Origin of the sequence: Mycolicibacter senuensis, assembly GCF_002101885.1 — a bacterium.
In the GTDB taxonomy this organism is placed as follows: domain Bacteria; phylum Actinomycetota; class Actinomycetes; order Mycobacteriales; family Mycobacteriaceae; genus Mycobacterium; species Mycobacterium senuense.
In genome coordinates, this window is record NZ_LQPS01000027.1 from 1 (window position 1) to 17,331 (window position 17,331).

15 protein-coding genes and 1 pseudogene are annotated in these 17,331 nt (G+C 67.7%); 4 read left to right on the forward strand and 12 right to left on the reverse strand.

The window, feature by feature from the left end; translation table 11 throughout:
- The 10 genes and pseudogenes from AWC24_RS05770 to eccB form a co-directional block, all read right to left on the reverse strand.
- A pseudogene (locus AWC24_RS05770) lies at positions 1-627 on the reverse strand (type VII secretion-associated serine protease); the annotation flags it as partial.
- Positions 612-2,213: a type VII secretion integral membrane protein EccD gene (gene eccD / locus AWC24_RS05775; RefSeq protein ID WP_085082939.1), complete on the reverse strand. Its 1,602-nt coding sequence runs from the start codon at positions 2,211-2,213 to the stop codon at positions 612-614. The gene eccD and the pseudogene AWC24_RS05770, both read right to left, overlap by 16 nt.
- 5 nt (positions 2,214-2,218) lie before the next feature.
- Positions 2,219-3,235 carry a MinD/ParA family ATP-binding protein gene (locus tag AWC24_RS05780; protein WP_109560340.1) on the reverse strand — a complete coding sequence of 339 codons (1,017 nt, stop codon included), beginning with the start codon at positions 3,233-3,235 and terminating at the stop codon, positions 2,219-2,221.
- 94 nt (positions 3,236-3,329) lie between these two features.
- The gene (locus tag AWC24_RS05785) at positions 3,330-4,178 is read right to left on the reverse strand and encodes an ESX secretion-associated protein EspG (protein WP_085082941.1); all 849 of its coding nucleotides are present in this window, start codon (positions 4,176-4,178) and stop codon (positions 3,330-3,332) included.
- A gap of 154 nt (positions 4,179-4,332) precedes the next feature.
- Positions 4,333-4,620: a WXG100 family type VII secretion target gene (locus AWC24_RS05790; protein ID WP_085082943.1), complete on the reverse strand. Its 288-nt coding sequence runs from the start codon at positions 4,618-4,620 to the stop codon at positions 4,333-4,335.
- A gap of 36 nt (positions 4,621-4,656) precedes the next feature.
- The gene (locus AWC24_RS05795) at positions 4,657-4,974 is read right to left on the reverse strand and encodes a WXG100 family type VII secretion target (protein WP_013826998.1); all 318 of its coding nucleotides are present in this window, start codon (positions 4,972-4,974) and stop codon (positions 4,657-4,659) included.
- A gap of 114 nt (positions 4,975-5,088) precedes the next feature.
- On the reverse strand, positions 5,089-6,282 hold the full coding sequence (locus tag AWC24_RS05800) for a PPE family protein (protein ID WP_085082945.1): 1,194 nt from the start codon (positions 6,280-6,282) through the stop codon (positions 5,089-5,091).
- Between the two features lie 3 nt (positions 6,283-6,285).
- Entirely contained in the window at positions 6,286-6,588 is a 303-nt protein-coding gene (locus AWC24_RS05805) for a PE domain-containing protein (RefSeq protein WP_041316640.1), read from the reverse strand.
- A 104-nt stretch (positions 6,589-6,692) separates the two neighbouring features.
- The gene (gene eccCa, locus AWC24_RS22395; protein ID WP_085082947.1) at positions 6,693-10,904 is read right to left on the reverse strand and encodes a type VII secretion protein EccCa; all 4,212 of its coding nucleotides are present in this window, start codon (positions 10,902-10,904) and stop codon (positions 6,693-6,695) included.
- Positions 10,905-10,908: 4 nt separating this feature from the next.
- Positions 10,909-12,408: a type VII secretion protein EccB gene (gene eccB / locus AWC24_RS05815; RefSeq protein ID WP_085082949.1), complete on the reverse strand. Its 1,500-nt coding sequence runs from the start codon at positions 12,406-12,408 to the stop codon at positions 10,909-10,911.
- Positions 12,409-12,529: 121 nt separating this feature from the next.
- On the opposite strand from eccB, the gene AWC24_RS05820 reads away from it, so the two are divergent.
- Together AWC24_RS05820 and AWC24_RS05825 are read left to right on the forward strand one after the other, a co-directional pair.
- Positions 12,530-13,600: a DUF4226 domain-containing protein gene (locus AWC24_RS05820; protein ID WP_085082951.1), complete on the forward strand. Its 1,071-nt coding sequence runs from the start codon at positions 12,530-12,532 to the stop codon at positions 13,598-13,600.
- Positions 13,601-13,692: 92 nt separating this feature from the next.
- Positions 13,693-14,058 carry a hypothetical protein gene (locus AWC24_RS05825; RefSeq protein ID WP_085082953.1) on the forward strand — a complete coding sequence of 122 codons (366 nt, stop codon included), beginning with the start codon at positions 13,693-13,695 and terminating at the stop codon, positions 14,056-14,058.
- Between the two features lie 93 nt (positions 14,059-14,151).
- Here AWC24_RS05825 and AWC24_RS05830 read toward each other — a convergent pair whose 3' ends face one another.
- Positions 14,152-15,111 carry a hypothetical protein gene (locus AWC24_RS05830; RefSeq protein ID WP_085082955.1) on the reverse strand — a complete coding sequence of 320 codons (960 nt, stop codon included), beginning with the start codon at positions 15,109-15,111 and terminating at the stop codon, positions 14,152-14,154.
- Between the two features lie 138 nt (positions 15,112-15,249).
- On the opposite strand from AWC24_RS05830, the gene AWC24_RS05835 reads away from it, so the two are divergent.
- Together AWC24_RS05835 and AWC24_RS05840 are read left to right on the forward strand one after the other, a co-directional pair.
- Positions 15,250-16,407 (forward strand): DUF4226 domain-containing protein, encoded by a 1,158-nt coding sequence (locus AWC24_RS05835; protein ID WP_085082957.1) that lies wholly within the window; start codon positions 15,250-15,252, stop codon positions 16,405-16,407.
- A 139-nt stretch (positions 16,408-16,546) separates the two neighbouring features.
- Complete coding sequence (locus tag AWC24_RS05840; RefSeq protein ID WP_133055701.1) at positions 16,547-16,897, forward strand: hypothetical protein; 351 nt, start codon at positions 16,547-16,549, stop codon at positions 16,895-16,897.
- 3 nt (positions 16,898-16,900) lie between these two features.
- Here the strand turns inward: AWC24_RS05840 and AWC24_RS05845 are convergent, their stop codons facing one another.
- Positions 16,901-17,233, reverse strand: a complete 333-nt coding sequence (locus tag AWC24_RS05845) for a VOC family protein (RefSeq protein ID WP_407663473.1) — start codon at positions 17,231-17,233, stop codon at positions 16,901-16,903.
- Between the last annotated feature and the right edge of the window lie 98 nt (positions 17,234-17,331).

The following is a 17,331-nucleotide window of genomic DNA, read 5'->3' on the forward strand; positions in this document are numbered from 1 at the left end:
GTGGTACGCGTCGACGGTCAAGGGCTGGGTGATCGTCACCGGTACCGGTGGCGGGGGAGGAGCGGGCGGCCCGGGAATATCAGCCGGCGGCAGCGGCGCACCGAAGCTGGGCGGCGGGCCGGCCGGTACCGGGAAGGCGGGAACCTCCGGCATCGGGCGGGGCATCGGCAGCACGCCGAGTGGGGCCGCGGCGATGATCGACGCGGCGATCGTGCCGTGGGCGTCGCAGTCCTGCAGACCGCCCAGACCCTCGGCTCCGCCCATGATGTAGTCCCCGCCGGCGATGGCCGGCAGCCGTGGATTCGGCGTGACCCCGGTGTCGATGACCGCCACCGGAACCCCGTTGCCGGTGGAGTACTGCCACGCGGCGGCGATGCCCAGCATGTCGAACCCGGGGGCGAGTTGCGCCACGTCGGGATTGCTGACCGTGATCGGGACACTGCACGAGTTCGAGCGGCGCATCGGCTGATCCGGGCCGGGCGGCCCGTCGGCCGGCGCCAGCGCGGGGTCCACCGACGGCGGCTCGATCGCCCGGGCCATCGGCGGGATGTCGGCGAGGCCGGCCAGCAGCACCACGGCGGTCAGCGCGACGGCCCGGGTGCGCAGCCGCCTCAGTTGCGCACCCACACGAACAGTCCTCCCAGCCAAGCGCCGAGCACCCCCACCACGATGAACGCCAACACCTCCAACCATTCGACGGCCAGCCGGATCCAGGGCACGAACTTCGTCTCCGGAACCAGCAGACCGGCGGCCAGGCCGAGCCCCGCGAAGACGGCCACCGCCGTTGTCGGCCAGAGAAAGCCACCGGCGGCGTAGCCGGGAGCAGCCAAGGCGTACTTGGTGATCCCGACGAACACCGCGGCACACGCACCGCCGACCAGGGCGATCGCCTGTACCCGGCCGGCGAACCCGCGGCCCTGGGTGATGAACAGTCCCGCCACCAGCCCGCACAATGCCACCGCGCCGCGCTGGCGGGCCGAACCCGGCGCCAGCACCATCCACACCGCGATCGGCAGCGCCGCCGCGATCGCCACGCACATGCCGACCTGCACCGCATTGATCAGCCGCGCCGACGCCGCGATCGCCGCCCCCCGGGCCGAGATGTCGACCAGGTCGTCCTCGTCGTCCTCGCCGTCCTCGGGGGCCACCGGCGAGACGGTGTCGATCGGCATGTTGGCGCGGCGGGCGAACAGATCGCGCCCGGTGATCGACCCGAAGTACGGCGGCCGAACCCGCGCCACCCACAGCGCGATCGTCGGCGACATGCGCACCAGCATCAGCAGGCCGAGCAGCATGCAGATCCCGATCACCTGGGGGGAGACCGGATGCCACATCCGCACGGCCGCCACCGCCCCGCCGATTCCGCTGGCGGTGACCACCGCGGTGGCGACCGCGGTCTGCGACCGCGACAGGACGCTGAGCGCGACCGCCCCCATCGCGAAGACCGTCACGCCGATCAGCAGGTGGGGGGCGCCCAACGGCCCGGGCGCCGCGCACAGCGCCGCACCGGAAAGCGCGATCACCGCCAACCAGCCGAAACCACTGAACAAGTCGTGACGCGCGGGCCAGTTGCGTCGGACCACCGCGGCGCCGACCGTCAGCAGCGCGCCGAGACCGGCCAGAACCACTGCGGGGGGCCAGCTGTCGCTGAACGTGCGGGCACGTACCGCCAGCGCGGAGATCACCACGACGGCCATCGCCAGTAGGCCGATTGCGGTGTGCGCCGCGGTCACCGCCGTGACCGGCGCGAACATCCGATCAACCTTCACGTTGAGTAACCGGGTGACGGTCTGCTCGTCGGCCTTGTGCCCGCACTCGGAGCACCGGATCTCGGGTTGGGTACCGAGTCGGCGGGCCGTTGCGGCCAGCGCACTCGACAACGACTCGTATTGCGGTTCGAACGAGTCACCGCCGACCACCGGCACCAGCACCAGGGTGTCGCCGTCCTGCACGCCGAGATCATCGAGGCTGCGGGTGATGTCCAACCGCACTCCGTTGACTTTATGAAGTTCGTAACTGCCGGGTGGAAGTGCGACGCCGTCAAAGCCGTGGTGCTTCAAATCCTCGTCGAGCAGTTCGACCATTCCCTCAAAGAATTCCTCAACCGGAATTCCGGCCGGGAATACCTGCGACACGAGGTGTTTATCGTAGGCGAGGCTCACCGCGCAGCGTGCTGGAAATGCGACTTTTGCCGGCGTGCTCGGGGTAGTCATCGTGACTACCTTTCAGTGTCCGGTACGAATTTATCGGCCAAACCGGCAGTTACTTCAAATAGCCGCAGCCGCGTCTTTTTCTTGACTTCATGGTGGACATCGATGATGCCGCCCTTGGCCAGGTGGGCGTCGTAGGGCATCACCTCCACGGTGGCACCGGTTTTGCTGAACCGCTCGGTCAGATAGGCGACCGCGGCACTGTCCTCGAGGGGAGAGGAGTGGTTCAAGATCACCGTCGCTCGCGACACCAGCTCGTGATAGCCCTGGGCGGCCAGGTAGTCGACCGCCCGCAGCACCGGCCGGGACTTGTCGGCGGTGATCCCGGAGACGAACACCAGCGTGTCGGTGTTCTCCAACACCGGCTTCATCACCGGGTGCTCCAAGTCGGCTGCGGTGTCGACGATGATCACGTTGTGGGTTCGGCGCAGCCGGGACAACACCCCGCTGAACATGGCCGGGACGAGCGGACGGAGCTGGTCGGAAGTGCGGTTACCGGCCAGCACGTCCAAGCCGAGGGCGTTTTGCCCCAGGTGTTCGCGGATGTCGGAGTATCCCTGCACGTCGGTGTCGCTCAGCACCGCCGAGTAGTCACCGGGCGGGTGCTCATCGATGCGATCCGACAGGGTCCCGAAGCCCGGAACGGCGTCTATGGCGATCACATTTTCGGGCCGGCATTCGCGGAAGACGCTGCCGATGGATGCGGCCATGGTGGTCACGCCGGTGCCGCCTTTTCCGGACACCAGTGTGATCACGTACTGCCGCCGGATGTGCCGCCGGATCCTGTTCCGCAGATCGCGGTAATGCCGTTCGCGGGGCGATTCGCCCGGATTGATCACCTTCGCCGACGCCAAATACACGAGTTTGCGCCAGCCGGACCCCGGCGGAATCTTTCGCGGTGTCGCCAGGTCGGAAATGCGCATCGAGTCCGACACGGAATCCCGGTAGCGGTGACCGGCTGCCGGATCCCGCCGCCCGGGCGCGCCTTCGTCAGGCATATGGGGGCTATTCCAGGGGCTCGTCACGTGCGTGATGTTAACACGGTTGCAGTTACCTCGTTTACAGCGTTTCTAAAGGTTGGTGCTAATACGTGGTAATGGTGTCCCGCTAAATTCATCGCTACACAACCCGCCGGTGTGAATGCCAGTCCGCGCCGGCAGGTAGCCGACGGATCAGCCGCAGGATCGCATTGGCGACATCGGCGCGTGCGCCGGGGGAGACGATCTGATAGCGCCGCCCCCCATTGTCGATGTTTTCCACGCAGACGCGGCCGGCCGGGGTATCGGAGATCAGCACCGAGGTGTCGCCGATGGCCATTCGGGCCAGTTCGTCGGGTCCGGCGCCAGGCTGGAGCGCCACGATGTCGGCCTGCCCGGACACCTCCGGGTCAGCGGCCATCAGAAGTATCTGCTGCTGGTCGATGTCGAGCCGCTGACCCGCCAGGTAGTTGCGGAGGCCGTCAGCGTCCCGCACCCGTTCGAGCAGCTCCTTGGTGTCCAGGGTGACCGGCCGCAGCGGCGCCGGCTCGGTGACACCGCACAGTCGCTCGATCTGGCCGACCACCACGTCTGCGGCGGCCGCCTGATCGCCGGCGGTTCCGGCCGGATACAGCCGGATTTCCTGGTCGTGCCGTTCCAGCACCACCCACCAGGAGGCGAACCGGTTGATCGACACTCGCGTCATGTGCTGCGGGTCGCCGTACGGTCGTCCGGGAAAGTTCATCTGCAGCAGCAGCGCGACATCGCGGCGCATGATCACGGTCAGCCATTCGCGGATCATCGGATCGGCCTCACCCTGGCCGTCGAGCGCACCGATCTCGGCGAGCTCCTCGGCGATCGGATGCTGCAAGGCGCGCTCGGCGGTGTCCAGTCGGGGCAACAGTGGCCGCAGGCCCAGCTCGGGGCAGAGTGCTTCGATACCGGTCACCGCCTGCAGCACCCACAGCCCGTCGAGGGTTGTCGTCAACATGTCACTGCCGCCTCACCCGTGCGTCCTCAGTCTGAAACAAGCTCAGACCGGAAGCGGGGCATCTGCGCCTGTCGCGCAGACACCCCACATCCTCATCGCTGCTCGGTCACCACCCCGCGATGGGCGCCGTGGTCGTGGGCGCCCGCGGTGGTGGTCAGAAAAGGCTGCTGATCGTCTGGTCGGTCTGCATGGCTCCCTCCAGCACGGAGCCGATGGTCGAGCCGTGCTGGCCGATGGTCTCGATCAGGCCCTGCAGGCCGGAGAGCATCTGCGCCTGTGCTTCGAAGAAGCCGGTGGCACCGTGACCGGCGAAGTACTCGGTCAGCATCTGGGTGAGCTGGTGGGCGTCGGCGTGGATCTGGTCGAGCGTGCCGGCGCTGGTGATCACGCTGTGGGCTTGATCGGCCACAGGGCCGGGGTTGTAGGTAATGCCGTCAGCCATTGGGATCGGTGTCCTTTCGAGTACGGGGGTGGGAGGTTAGGCGGATTGTCCGCCGAAGAGCGAGTGGAAGGCGTGCTCAGAGTGGGACTCGTGGGACTCCATCAAGGCAGCGGCCTGGTTGAGGCCCTCGGTCAGGCGCGTGCCGCCGATGAGGACTTTCTGCATGTCTTCGTGAATCTGGCCGGCCGTGACGAACGACGCCTTGGACCCCGCGCCGTCCCAGGTGCCGGCACCCAAGATGTTCTCGTGGTCAGCGAGGTACTGGTTGGCGATCGCCTGGGCGTGTTCGATGTGCTGCGCCAGCTTCGATGCGGTGTTCCGCATCAACTCGGGCGTGACGACAATGGCTGCCATCGTTTCCTCCTCGGTTGTAGAGCAACCCCCCGGGTTCGGCGGGATGTACCTCGCGGTAGTGTAAAAGCTCTTTTTCGATGTGTCGATTCACCCTGCGCACAGCGAATACCCAGCTCACAGCCGGTCATCGACCACTCGCACCGTGTTGGCCCGGTCGGAGGGCCGTCCGCTTTGGCCTCGGCCGCCCGCGCCGGCGGCATGCCCGATCGGCATTCCACCCATCCCGCCGCCGCCGGTGGCCGTCACCCGCTGCTGCGACTCGACCGAGCCCAGCGCGCCGCTGGGACGAAGCCCGGCCGGCCGGCCGCCCCCTGATTCGAACGCGCTGACCGGTCGGGTGAACGCCGACACCGGCGCACCGGCACCCCCGACGCCGCCACCGCCGACGCCTGCGCCGGGGGTTGCGGTCGCGCTGGCCAGCATCGCGGTGGCCGGAGCACCCCCGGCCCCGGCGGCATTGAGGGCGCCGCCGAACATGCTCGGATTCATGAACATGCCCATCATCGACTGCATCGGGCTCATCATCGACTGCGGCATCTGCATCAGGGATTGCGGCGCCTGCATCAGCGACGAGCCGATCGACTGCACCGGGCCGAGCAGGGAACTCATCTCGCCCCCCATGCCCTGGGCGGCGGAGGCCCCCTGTCCGGCCGTGTTGCTCGCCGCCGACGTCCCGGTGTAGGCGGCCCGCATCGCGCCGCCCGCCGCGGTCTGCGCGGCAGCATCGCCGACGGCGCTGGCCGCCGCCGCCGGAGCGGCAGGTGAGGCGCCCATTCCGGCCACCGGGGCGGGAACAGTGAGGCTGGACGTCAGGGCGGTCAGCGTGGCGCCGTAGGACGCACCGACCGCGGCATTGTTGGGCCAGAACATGCCGAAGTACTCGAACTCGAGCGAGGTGATCCGCGGGGTCAATGCGCCGAGGACCGATGGGTTGATCCCGTAGTCGGTGGCGGTTTCGATCCGGTTCTCTTCGCACTCCTGGGTGGTGCGCATGCTCCCGTAGGCCAACTGGTAGGCCTCGACCGCAGCGGCGACGATCGGCGCCTTCATGTCCACCCAGCCGGCCAGGCCGTGCAGGGCGACGTTGAGCAGGGTCGCATTGAGCGCCGAGCTCGCCGACCCCGCGCCGATCCACCCGACTGAGGTCAGCGCGGTATTGACAGCGGAGGCAATCCCCGAGGCGTGGTGAGCCGCGCCCAGCGCCGTCCAGGCGGTGCCGTTGGCCAGCATGGTGGCCACGCCCATGCCGGACTTGATCAACGTGTCATTGACCTCCGGCGGGCGTGCGGCCCATCCCGGATCGGCCATCGGCTAGCCGCTGAGCGCGGCGGTGGCGGCCCGCAACGCCTCGGTGGCGCTGTAGACGCCGGCCGCGGTCGACTGCGCGCCGGAGTACAGCCCCCGTTGGGCCGAGTGCTCGGCGACGATGCCGAGGTATTCGCTCCCGGAGGCCAGCAAGGCAGCCTGGAAGGCGATGGAGTCCGGGTCATTGCCCATCGGCAGCACACCGAGCAGGGCCGGGCTGGCCGAGGACGCGGCCGCCGCGGTTTCGGCGGTGATCGCGGCTTCAACGCCGGACGATGCCAGAACAGCTTCCGGTTCCACAGAGAACATGTTTTCCTCCCGATGCCTCATCGCTGATGTGCCGACGGTGGCAGGTCGGGGTAAATCCTAAACCCAAGGCGCGGCACGCGTCACTTCACCGACGGAATAAAAGGCTACTGCTGCTCGAAATTGTGAATCATCGACGACGGCACTCCGACCAGCACGCCCTCCACCCGGGAGTCGTCGAGAACCAGCAGACCGCGGCCGGCCGGCAGGGCCTGAGCTCGCACCGTCCGGCTGACCTTGTTCTGCGGGTCGTTGTCCATGAACAGCGTCGGCGCCTTGGCGCTGCGCTGCGTCTTGACCCACGGATCCATCTCCAGCTGGCCGAAGTTCGACGAGTTCCGGGTGGTGAACACGTGCAGGCCGATCTGGCGCCCACGTTCCATCAGTTTCCACAGCGCGGCACCCACCGGTGGCTTCGCCGGGTGGATTTGTGCCGGCCGCAGGTCCTGGACGTCGTCGACGAGGACGAAATGGCGCGGGCCCTCCCACGGCTTGAGCGCCCGCAACTCCTCCTGGCTGAGGCCCTTGGCGGGCAGCCGGGGCAGCAGCACCTGCTGTGCCAGCGTGGTCAGCACCTCGTCGATCTCGTCCTGGTCGTAGGCGTAGGCGTTGACGTAGCCCGGTCCCTGCAGGTCCCGCAGCGGGCCGGTCTTGGGGTCGACGATGGTGATCTGCGCCTGCTCGGGGCTGAATCGCGCCATCACCGCCTCGCCGATCGCGGCCAGCGTGGCGCTCTTGCCGCACAGCGCACGGCCCAAAATCATCATGCCGGGGTGTTCGCCCAACTCGAGCGGAACCGGCAGCAGGTCGTGCTGCTCACCGATCATGAACGCGATCGACGGCGCGGTCTGGGCGGGCGGGCGCTGCGCCACGTCGTAGGCCAGCACCTCCGACAGTGCCACCGCCGGCGGCAGCCGCTTGAGGGTGGCGTGCTTGGTGACGCCGGCGACCTCGGCCACCCGGGCGCCCAGGTCGCGGGTGCCGACCCGGGTGCCGTCCTGCGCGGTGAGCTCCGGCATCCCGATGAGCATCTCGTGCAGGGATTCGGTGAGCCCGAAGCCGGGCCGGTTCACGGTCCGTTTGGCGGCGTCGCGCGCGTCGAGCGAGGCGGTGCCCATCTCGTTCTCGCCGGGGTTCTGCAGCCGCAACTGGATGCGCACGTCGGAGTTCTGCAGCAAGGTCTGCCGCTGGCCGTGAATCCAGCCCGACGCGCTGGTCATCAGGTGCACGCCGTATTCCGGACCGACGCCGCTGAGGGCGATGATCCGGTCGCCGAGCACGGTGTCGGCGGCGTAGAGGTCGGAGAAGTCATCGATGACCAGGAACACATCTCCGTACGGATCGCCGGCGTCGGTGCCGCCCAGGCCGTCGCTGCCGGCTCCGAAGCGCCGCTCCCGGAACTCGTTGATGTCGATCTTGTCCCGCCGGAAGGTGTCCTGGCGGGCACTGACCAGCGCGGCCATCGTCGCGACGGTGCGTTCGACGCCCTCACGGTCGGCCGGCGAGACGATGTCGGCCACATGCGGCAGGGTCTCGGCGTAGCCGAGGGTGGCGCCGCCGACGCAGAAGAACGTCAGCCGGGCCGGGGTGTACATCAGCGCGGCCGAACACATCAGCGTCATCAGCGTCGTGGTCTTCCCGCGGCTCTTGGCGCCGACCACCATCACGTTGCTGCGCAACACATCGACACAGTGCACCAACTGCTGGGCGTCCTCGGGGATGTCTTTGACGGCCAGCGGCCACACCAGGCCCGGATTACGCCCGTAGTCGACGTCCCACGGCTTGCCGCGGTACAGCGCAACCAGCGCGTCGGCCGCCTCGGAAACCTCCAGCGGAGGCAGCCACGGCCGGTGGGGCGCCTTGCGATCCGCGGAGATGAGCGACTCGCGCAGCACGTCGACGATCTTCTTCTTCTTGAATCCGTCGGCGTGCAGCAAGTACTCGTCGGGTTCGGCGTCGGTTGCCGACATGTCCTGCAACGCTTGGGCGTCCGCTTCGTCCAGCGGTTGGTACTGCCAGGTGTAGAGGCGAGGCTTCGTCAGGGTCATGTCGAGGGTCTTGGCCGCCGACGCCTTGCGTTTCGGCACGATGAACGGTGCCGACAGGTAGAAGCAGCGGAAGGGATCCAAATCCCGCGGGCCGACTTTGAGTAGCCCGAAGCCGTTCTCCTTCGACGGCAGGTGGTAAGCGGCGTCCGAACCGATCACCTCACGACTGTCGTCACCGGATTCAGCGCGCAGTGCGACCCGGAACGCAATGTTGGACTTCACCTTTTGCAATGACGACAGATCCAAACGCTGGCCGCCGAGCATGAAGAAGACGTTGGCGCCGCGGCCTTCCTGGCCGATGTGGATGATGAGATCGATCCACTTACCGTGGTTCTGAAAGAGTTCCAGGTATTCGTCGATAACCACCAGCAGGATCGGCACCGGCTCCAGATCGCGCCCGGCCAGGCGGATCTCCTCGTAGTCGTTGGCGTCTCGGGCCCCGACGGAGTTGAACAGCCGATAACGCCGGGCGATCTCGCCGTCGATCGCACGCCGCATCCGTTCCGCGAGGTGCCGGTCGTCCTTGCCGAGGTTGGACAGCGCCGCCGAGACGTGCGGGATCCCGAGGATGTCCTGGGCGGCGGACTCGAACTTCATGTCGACGAAGATCACGTTGAAGGTCTCCGGCGAGTGGGTCAGCGCGATGCCGTACACCAGTGACAGGAAGAACTCCGACTTGCCCGAACCGCTGGTGCCGATCACCACCGAGTGGAAGCCGAAGCCGCCGAAGTCCTTTGCGCGCAGCACGATGTTCTGCAGCTCACCGTTCGGTTTGGCCCCCACCGGGATCTCGGCCCACCGCTCGTCGCCGCGGCTGCGCCGTTCGGCCCAGAGCCGGTCGACGTTCAGCTCCCGGGCGTCGTCGATGCCCAGCGCGCGCAGCAGTTCGAGGGCGCCACTGCCGGAGTCGGTGACGTCCACGCTGGCCGTCGGTGTCCAGCGCGCCATCGCCCGCGCGTAACGATAAGCGCGCGGCACCGACAGTTGATCGGCATGCGCGAAGAACTTGCCGCCCGCCCGCAACATCGGCGGCCGGGACGGATCGGCGCCCCGGCCGTTCCGGCGATGGGTCGCCGACGGCACGTCGGTGCGGTGGTGCCGGGCCGGATGGTCGACGACCTCGAAGATCTCGTCGCGCGCGAACCCGACACCGGCGCCGAGCCGGGAGGCCACCCGCAATACGGTGATGCCCTCCTTCCCGACCCGTCCGACCACGCTCTCCCACGCCTCGGGGCTGCCGGTGTTGTCGTCGACGATCACCCAGTGCGGTCCGAGATCGTGCGCGTCGCCGCCGGACTCCAGCGCCGAGCCCATGGTCGTCGGACTCGGCGCCGACGGGGGCCGCCACGCCCCGCGCTTGCCCTTCATGTGCAGGTCGGCGCCGAGCGTCGACTCCAGTTCGGTGGGCGTGGTGAACACCAGCCGGCGCCATCCGCAGGCGTCGAACAACTCGTCATGCTGGTTGTGCGGCAGCCACACCATCCACGACCACAGCTCGGGGTGGCGGGTCACCACCATCAGCTTGACGTCGAGCGGATTGTGGAACACCGCCAGCGCGCTGAGCACCGAGCGCAGCAGTGAGCGGACCTTGTCGAGGTCATCGCCGACGAAGCTGAACCCCGGGCGCGAGCGCAGGTTGACCACCTTGGCGATGTCGCGGATCTTGCGTTGCTCGAGGATGAAGTCGCGCAGTGCCTGGCCGGTGACCGGCTCGAGCTCCTCGTCGACCGGGATCTCGGGCCACTGCACCGACAACACCGAGTCGGGGGCGTGTTGCACACCGACGCCCACCCGGACGTCGAGGAAGTCCGCGTCGGAGCGCCGCCGCTCCCACATCTGCGGTCCGCCGATGACTGCGCCGAGCCCCTGCGGGTTGGAGTGCACCGTTCCCTGGGCGCTGCGCTGAGCACAGACCGCCTTCTGGATCTCGTCGCGTTCGGCGTCGAGCGACCGCAGGTAGCTGCGCCGGTTCTTTTCCTGCTCGCCCCAGCTGATCTTGCGTGCCCGCCCGAACCGGCCGGAGAACATCAGCATGCCCAGGCCGGCCATGCCCATCATCGGGAACATGCCCGAACCCAGGCTGCGGACCCCGGAGACATAGAGCATCACGATCGTGCCGATCAGCGCGACCACCAGCGCGGGAAGCCCGATCATCACCCACAGATTGCGTGGTTCCCGTTCGGGCAGCGCGTCGGGCGCGCGCGGGGCGACTCGCACCGGCTTGGGCTCGGGAACCTGAAGGCGCACCGGAACGAACGCTCGTTTCGACATCGCCTCAGTGTCCCCCCGGGTTGGCCTGCTGATTATTGGGCGCCACCGGCATCACCTCGCCGGTCGAGGCCAAGGTGTCGCGGGCCAGCAGAGCGGCATGCCGGGACAGTTCCGGGCCGGCCGCGAAGGTGCGCAGCAGCGGCCACGGCGCCTGCTGCGCCGAGGCCGGGTCCAGACCGAGGCCCCGCAGTGTCTCGTCCTCGGCGGCGATCCCGAACCGAACCCCGTTGGGCGACACCCAGAACAAGGTCTCGCGCGAATCGGACTCGAGCAGGGCGCTGGTCGATGTCACCAGATTCGTCGCGCCCGGCAGCACCAGCACCTGGTTGGCCACCACCGATCCGGGCGTGCGATCGTCGCGCACCAGCCGGACGATCCGATTGTCCATACCCGGCGATACCGGCAGGCCGCGGCCGCTGAACACGGTGATCCGCGCCTGGCGATCGGTGGGGGCCTTCTCCCAGCTCACGCAGGTGGTCGGGTCGGCGGCAGTGTCGACGAACCGGAGCCGGCTGTTGGGGTAGTACTCGACCGGGAGCGTGCCCACTTCGGGAATGTTGACCAGTTTGTCGGGGCTGATCACCAGGGGTGCAACGGATCCGAATGAGTTGGCACTGCGGATCAAGTCGGCGACGAAGCTGGTGATCTTCTGTACTCCGTCAGGCAGTAGCACGTAGAACTGCGAGCCGCCGCCGGCGGTCCGGGTCTCCAGCACGGTGCCCACCTGGGAGCCGGGGACCCATTGCGAGGGCGTGCCCGCCAGTGGGATCACCGGAACGCGCAGCGGTTCGGTGCTGGGCAAGGCGTCGAACAGCGCCCGCGACATCTCCACCGGGGCCGTCGTGCCCGGATCGATACCCAGGCTCAGGGTGATCGCGCGGTCCGCCGGGTCGACCTGGGAACGCTTGCCGCCCCAGACGACGTAGGTGGCGTCCTGGAAACGGGTCAGCACCGCGGCGTCCGAGGCCAGCGGCGCCGCCCGGCCGGCGGAGCTCAGCGCCCCCGCGATGGCGGTGATGACGGGCGGTTCGACCCGGCGCGGGGAGCCCGCGGTGTCGCAGACCGCCCAGGCCGACGGTGCGCCGGTGTTGGCGATCAGCGATGCCGGCGCGCCGGGGATCCCGATCATCGGGCCGGTCGGGTATTTGGCGATCTCGGGGGGCTTGACCCAGGTGGGTAGCTCGGCGTTGCCGACCGCGAGACGCGCCGAGGTCATGTTGAGCGCCGGATACAACCGGCCGTTGATGCGGGCGTAGATCGCGCCGGAGTCGCGGTCACCGACGATCGCCGACGTTCGCACGATTCCGGCGGGGCGCAGGACGTTCAGCAGCAGCATCCAGCCCATGCCGATGAAGATCAGCACGACCGATAGCACGATCGCGGCGGTCTGCTTGCGGTCGTCGTGCTTCATCCGCACCGAGAACTTGGTGGTGGCCGCACGCAACCGGCGATTGTAGAACAGGTGCCCGGAGTTCTGGTCCCGGTTCGACAGACTCAGCGGCATGATCTAGCTGCTCCTTTGACGCACGCGCGACAACCGCACTCGACGACAATACTGGCGCCGGCCTGCGGGAACCAGTCACAAGCGGTGACGTGATGACGCCGATGCGCGTAGCTTTTGCGCTATGCCGGAGGTGACGGGCGTGTTCGCCGACGCGGCGCGGGCGCGTGAAGACCAATTGGTGCAGCGCTTGACGACGTCGGTGGAACTCGACCGGTCTTTCGAGGAGATCTTGCGTGATGCTCACCAGTTCAACGTGCAGTCGCGGCAGCGGCTGGATGCGCTGGAAGCCGAGATCCGCCAGGCCGCCGCTGCTTGGCCCGCCCTGAACACCCCGGCAGGCGCACGACAGTTTCAGGCGTACTTGAGTGGCAAAACCCGCGAGATCCACAAGATCGTCGCCGATGCCGCCGCCGACAGCCAGCGACGCGCGGCGCAGGTGCAGGCACTAACCGGGCGCTATCCGCTTCGTGGAGACCGAACTATCCGATCGGCGGATTTCCCGCTACACGGCCCGCCACCCGTCGACCCGCTTGAACAGATCTTGAAGAGATACCAGGTGTCGGAGGATCCCGATGGCGAACTCGATTGGGAGCCGCCGTGGCCACTCAGTTTGGCCACTGACCCCGTGCACGTGACCGCGGGAGAAGCGCGCATGCTCGGGGACCTCTCACCGTTTGCGCTGCGGGACCTGAACCAAATCAAGGAAGCTGCCGCGACCGAAGCCAAGGTGCGTTTTCCGCCCCAGAATGGTCCCAACGACACCGCTGACAACCACACCGACGCCTTCCGGCACACATACTGGAATGCCCTGATGACGCAACGATTCGGTGAGAACTGGACCCGCGACTTCGCGACCGCACACGAACGACTGCCCAACAACCCTGCCACCGCCGAGGCGATGGATCTGTACAACAACGAAGTCGGACGCGAAATCGCAGCAGCTAACCCGCGCGCCACGCCGGCGCAGCTGGCCGACCTGGTGCAGCAGGCTGTCGAGAGGGGCGACACCGTCGTGATTGCGCCCGGCGGCGACAAGCTGGCCTGGAGCAACACCGTTGCCTGGGGCGAGGCAGGCACGACGACGAACGCGACCGTACCGGGCCAGGCGCCAACGCCGACCGGTGCCGGGCCCGGTGGAGTCTACGATCCGGGCCAACCCGGCGGCTACGGAACTTCGGCAGGAGGGTACTGAACGTGGCGAGCAAGGCAGCGCCGATACGCCGTGCGCTTAGTGTCCTATTGCTGTGCATATTGGTGACGAGCTGCGGGCTGACGAGGCAATCGATGGACATCGACTACAACGATCAGCGACTCAACGAGGGCTTGGCAAACCTGCTGCATCAAGGTAAGTCGGGCAGGCTGAGTGACTTCACCTCTTGGCCCTGGGATGAGGTGCATCTGTTCAATGAATACGCCGAGCGGGAGTTCATCGAGAAAACCGTCGGCGCACCGGTGATCCGGTCGAATTTCTTTGAATCCAAAGCCAGTCTGTTGGTCTTCGAGGACCATGGGAAGCCCGTCAAGGCCGTCGGTATTGCCGCCGACTACCTGCGTGGGCAGGACCATCGCGTGAGTTGGCCCAACGATGTGATGCTGCAACCGTGGGGTGCGGGGTTTCTGCAGTTGACGTTGCCTTCGGCGGGAGCGTGATTTTTGCGGTTCCATCGGTATAGGAACCAGCCGCTGGCGGTGTCGCGATGACGCCGATGCGCGTGCTTCCTGGGCTAAGTCTGGGCTAAGTCGCTACTTCGGCGAGTCGTCCTTGTCGACGATGCGTTTCAGGGGAGTCAGACCGGTCGGGCCGGCATCCTTCGCGACGGACTTCGTCACCGGTACGTTCGGCGGGGCCGTGGTGCGGCCCTTAACGGGCTGGCCGTTGGGAACCCCGGGGGCGGCGATCCGCTTCTCGCCGGCCTTGTCGTCCTTGCCGCCCTTGCCGCCGCCACCGGCGCCGCCCGGCATCATCGGCATCATCCCGCCGCCGCCCGCACCGCCGGTGGCGGGCGTGCCGCCGGTGGGGCCGGCCACACTGGTGTTCGCCATGGAACCGGTAGGCGTCGTCGGTGTCGAGGTGCCCGGGACCGGGGGTGGACCGAGGTTGCTGGCGGGGGTGGTACCCACCCCGAGCCCGCCGCCACCGGCTCCGCCGGAGCCGAAGTCACCGCCCTCCAAGCCGGAAACGGGATTGACATCGGAGGCGAGCGTGGTGCCGCCGAGGCCGCCCTTGGCCAGCGATTGCGCCGCGCCCATCAGCGGTGACAACGCGCCTTGGCCCGCCTGCATCAGCCCCTGCGGCAGCCGGCTCGCCGCGCCGAGCGCACCGCTGAGTGCGCCGGTGATGCCCTGCATCGCGCCGGTCATGCCCTGCATGGCTCCGCCCATGGCTTCCTGCGGTCCCTGCTGCGCCATGGTGGCGTCGCCCCGGGAAGCGACGTCCTCGAACTTCGAGACCGCGTCGGTTTCGTTGGCGGCGAATTTCCGCGCGGCGTCCGCGGCGTGGCCGGTGCGGTCGGCGTGGTCCTGGGTGAGTTGGGTGTTGGTTTCAGGCAAGTCCGCGTTGGTCGCGGCGCCAAAGGCCGCCATCGTGGCGTCGACCGGGGACTGTCCGCCCGGGTGGACAGGACCTGGCGGGAGCGGCAGTGGCGGAAGACCGGCCGCTATGGCCAGGTAGTCCAGCGGGTTGACTTCGATCGGGTCTGTCATGGCGTGAACCCTCCGTAGGGTACTGCTACCGCCTGGTGGTAGCGGGCGATCGACAGCAACGCAGGTAGCGCCACGAGCGCCAAAACCAATCGACGACGCGGCTGAACCGAGGGCCGTACTGGCCCGGGCGACGGTGTCATGGTCACCTTGCGGATGGTAGACCCGAACACGGTTTTTTCGCTTACATCGCCGTTGCAAGTAGCTGGGTCACCGCACCAGCTCTTTATTGCTGATCGGGAAAGCGACGGCTATTTTTGCGGAGTGGCGGAAGTGATCGGGGCTTTTGCCGATGCGGCGCGGGAGCGCGAAGGCCAATTGGTGCAGCGACTGACGGCGTCGGTGGCGGCGGATAGCGAGTTTGAGTCGGTGCTGCGGGGTGCTGTCCAGCACAACCGCAATTCGCGCCAGCGCCTCGACATGATCGAAGTTGAGATCAAACAGGCCGCCGCCACCTGGCGGGGGCTCGACACCCCCGCCGGCGCCCGCCAGTTCCAGCAATTCTTGATTGCCAAGACCCGCGAGATCCACCAGGTCATCGCCGACGGCGCCGCAGATAGTCGCGACAGGGCCGACAAGTTGCAAGCGCTCAGTGGCCGTTACTCGGTCAGCGGTGGTCCACCGTTGGCGCCGCCCAGGGCTCCGGACGATGACTCGGATCGACCCGGCACCGACAAAGTAGGCCCCGGCGACGTCGCGCGAGCGGGCAATGACGATCGCGAGGGGCCATGGCAGTACCCGTGGGATCCCCCGCCGCCCGCCGACTCGGCGCCTGGTGGTGGCTATTGGGATGTCGACGGCCAGTCGCCGCACCAAAGTGGCCCCGGTGGGGGGCCTCCCATGGGGCCGTTCCCGGTGCCGGCGCCGTGGCATCGCACCACTGCGCCGGTGACCGGCGCGACTTCGGGGCTGGAAGAGGTTGTGGCACCCCAGCCCAACGGCTGGGGCGTGGAGCCGGCGTGGACTCTGCAGGAGGCCTACCGGTTCCGGGTGGTCGGCGAGACCTTCAACGGTGCGCCCGGTCACCTGCGCTGGGTACAGCGCGACGGCCAGTGGTATCAGGCGAAGTGGATCGACTATGACTTCCAGGCCGAACATGTGCGAGCGCTGGTACCCCACAATGACGCTGCGGGCTATGGAATGAAGCCGTGGGGCATGAACAACTGGGCTCCGATCGGGATCAAAGACATATACCGACTCCAGGTAGACAACCCGCGGCTCTCGTTGTCGTTACCCACCCCGCTGGGCGGAACGTTCCCCATGCCCGCGGGTACGCCGAGCGTCATTGCGGGGCGCTGATATGACAACGAAGCGGTACCGGAGATTGGTGGGAGCGACGGCGGCGCTAGCCGTTGGCGTAGGTCTGGTTCTCGGCGGCAGTTGGGCGGTTCGACACCAGCACCATTCTTCGTCCGCCGCCTCCGCCGAAGACTGCCGGGTGGTTGCTCAGCTTGCGCAGCTGTGGCGAGCGGATTCAGCGCGGTCGATGGACTCACTTGCAAGCGATGACAGCGATCCGCCTGCTGAAGCCGATGGCACCGCCGCCCTCAGCGAGAAGGTGCGCTCCGCAGCGCAATCGGTCACCGATCCCGCGATCAAGCAGAACCTGGCCAGCTGGGCAGACGGCTTCGCCCTGCTGGCTCAAATTATTCGGAGCGACGCACAACGATCCACTCCGACAGAGCCGACCGCGGAATCCGAACGCATCTCCCAGGCGGGTGATCTGATCTATCTGACCGCCGACAAGCTACGGACAGCCTGCCCCGAGGCCTTTCCGCCCCGACCCTGACTCCTACCGCGCCAACGGCTTGTAGAACACCAGCCCGTTGCCCTTGTTGTCATAGACCACGGCGCGACGTTCGTGCGCGTCGTCGTACGGGCCTTTCACGATTCCGCCGCCACTGGCTTCGATGGCCTTGGCGGCGCCGTCGACGTCGTCGGTCTTGATGCCGACGACGACCTGGCCGTGGATGGGGTGGTCCACCGCGGTCGCCAATGCCAGGGTCACCGACCCGCCGTCGAGCGCGGCGAAGTGGGTGCCGTCGCGAAACTTCAACGGCATGCCCAGCGTCTCGCTGTAGAACTTGATCGATTCATCCAGGTCGTCGGTGGACAAGACGATCATCCGAATGTCGTGGTCGCTCACTGTTGCCTCCTGATCGGTCCGGTCTCGGTCCAGGCTATGCCCGAGATACCGGCTGCGGGTGGGTAAACGCCTCGCCG

Coding starts and splice junctions, on each gene's coding strand:
- AWC24_RS05845 (WP_407663473.1), bottom strand. CDS start 17,233: ATGATCGTCTTGTCCACCGACGACCTGGATGAATCGATCAAGTTCTAC.
- AWC24_RS05825 (WP_085082953.1), top strand. CDS start 13,693: ATGGACATCGACTACAACGATCAGCGACTCAACGAGGGCTTGGCAAAC.
- AWC24_RS05790 (WP_085082943.1), bottom strand. CDS start 4,620: ATGGCTGACGGCATTACCTACAACCCCGGCCCTGTGGCCGATCAAGCC.
- eccB (WP_085082949.1), bottom strand. CDS start 12,408: ATGCCGCTGAGTCTGTCGAACCGGGACCAGAACTCCGGGCACCTGTTC.
- eccCa (WP_085082947.1), bottom strand. CDS start 10,904: ATGTCGAAACGAGCGTTCGTTCCGGTGCGCCTTCAGGTTCCCGAGCCC.
- AWC24_RS05830 (WP_085082955.1), bottom strand. CDS start 15,111: ATGACAGACCCGATCGAAGTCAACCCGCTGGACTACCTGGCCATAGCG.
- AWC24_RS05835 (WP_085082957.1), top strand. CDS start 15,250: ATGGTCACCTTGCGGATGGTAGACCCGAACACGGTTTTTTCGCTTACA.
- AWC24_RS05785 (WP_085082941.1), bottom strand. CDS start 4,178: ATGTTGACGACAACCCTCGACGGGCTGTGGGTGCTGCAGGCGGTGACC.
- AWC24_RS05800 (WP_085082945.1), bottom strand. CDS start 6,282: ATGGCCGATCCGGGATGGGCCGCACGCCCGCCGGAGGTCAATGACACG.
- eccD (WP_085082939.1), bottom strand. CDS start 2,213: ATGACTACCCCGAGCACGCCGGCAAAAGTCGCATTTCCAGCACGCTGC.
- AWC24_RS05805 (WP_041316640.1), bottom strand. CDS start 6,588: ATGTTCTCTGTGGAACCGGAAGCTGTTCTGGCATCGTCCGGCGTTGAA.
- AWC24_RS05795 (WP_013826998.1), bottom strand. CDS start 4,974: ATGGCAGCCATTGTCGTCACGCCCGAGTTGATGCGGAACACCGCATCG.
- AWC24_RS05820 (WP_085082951.1), top strand. CDS start 12,530: ATGCCGGAGGTGACGGGCGTGTTCGCCGACGCGGCGCGGGCGCGTGAA.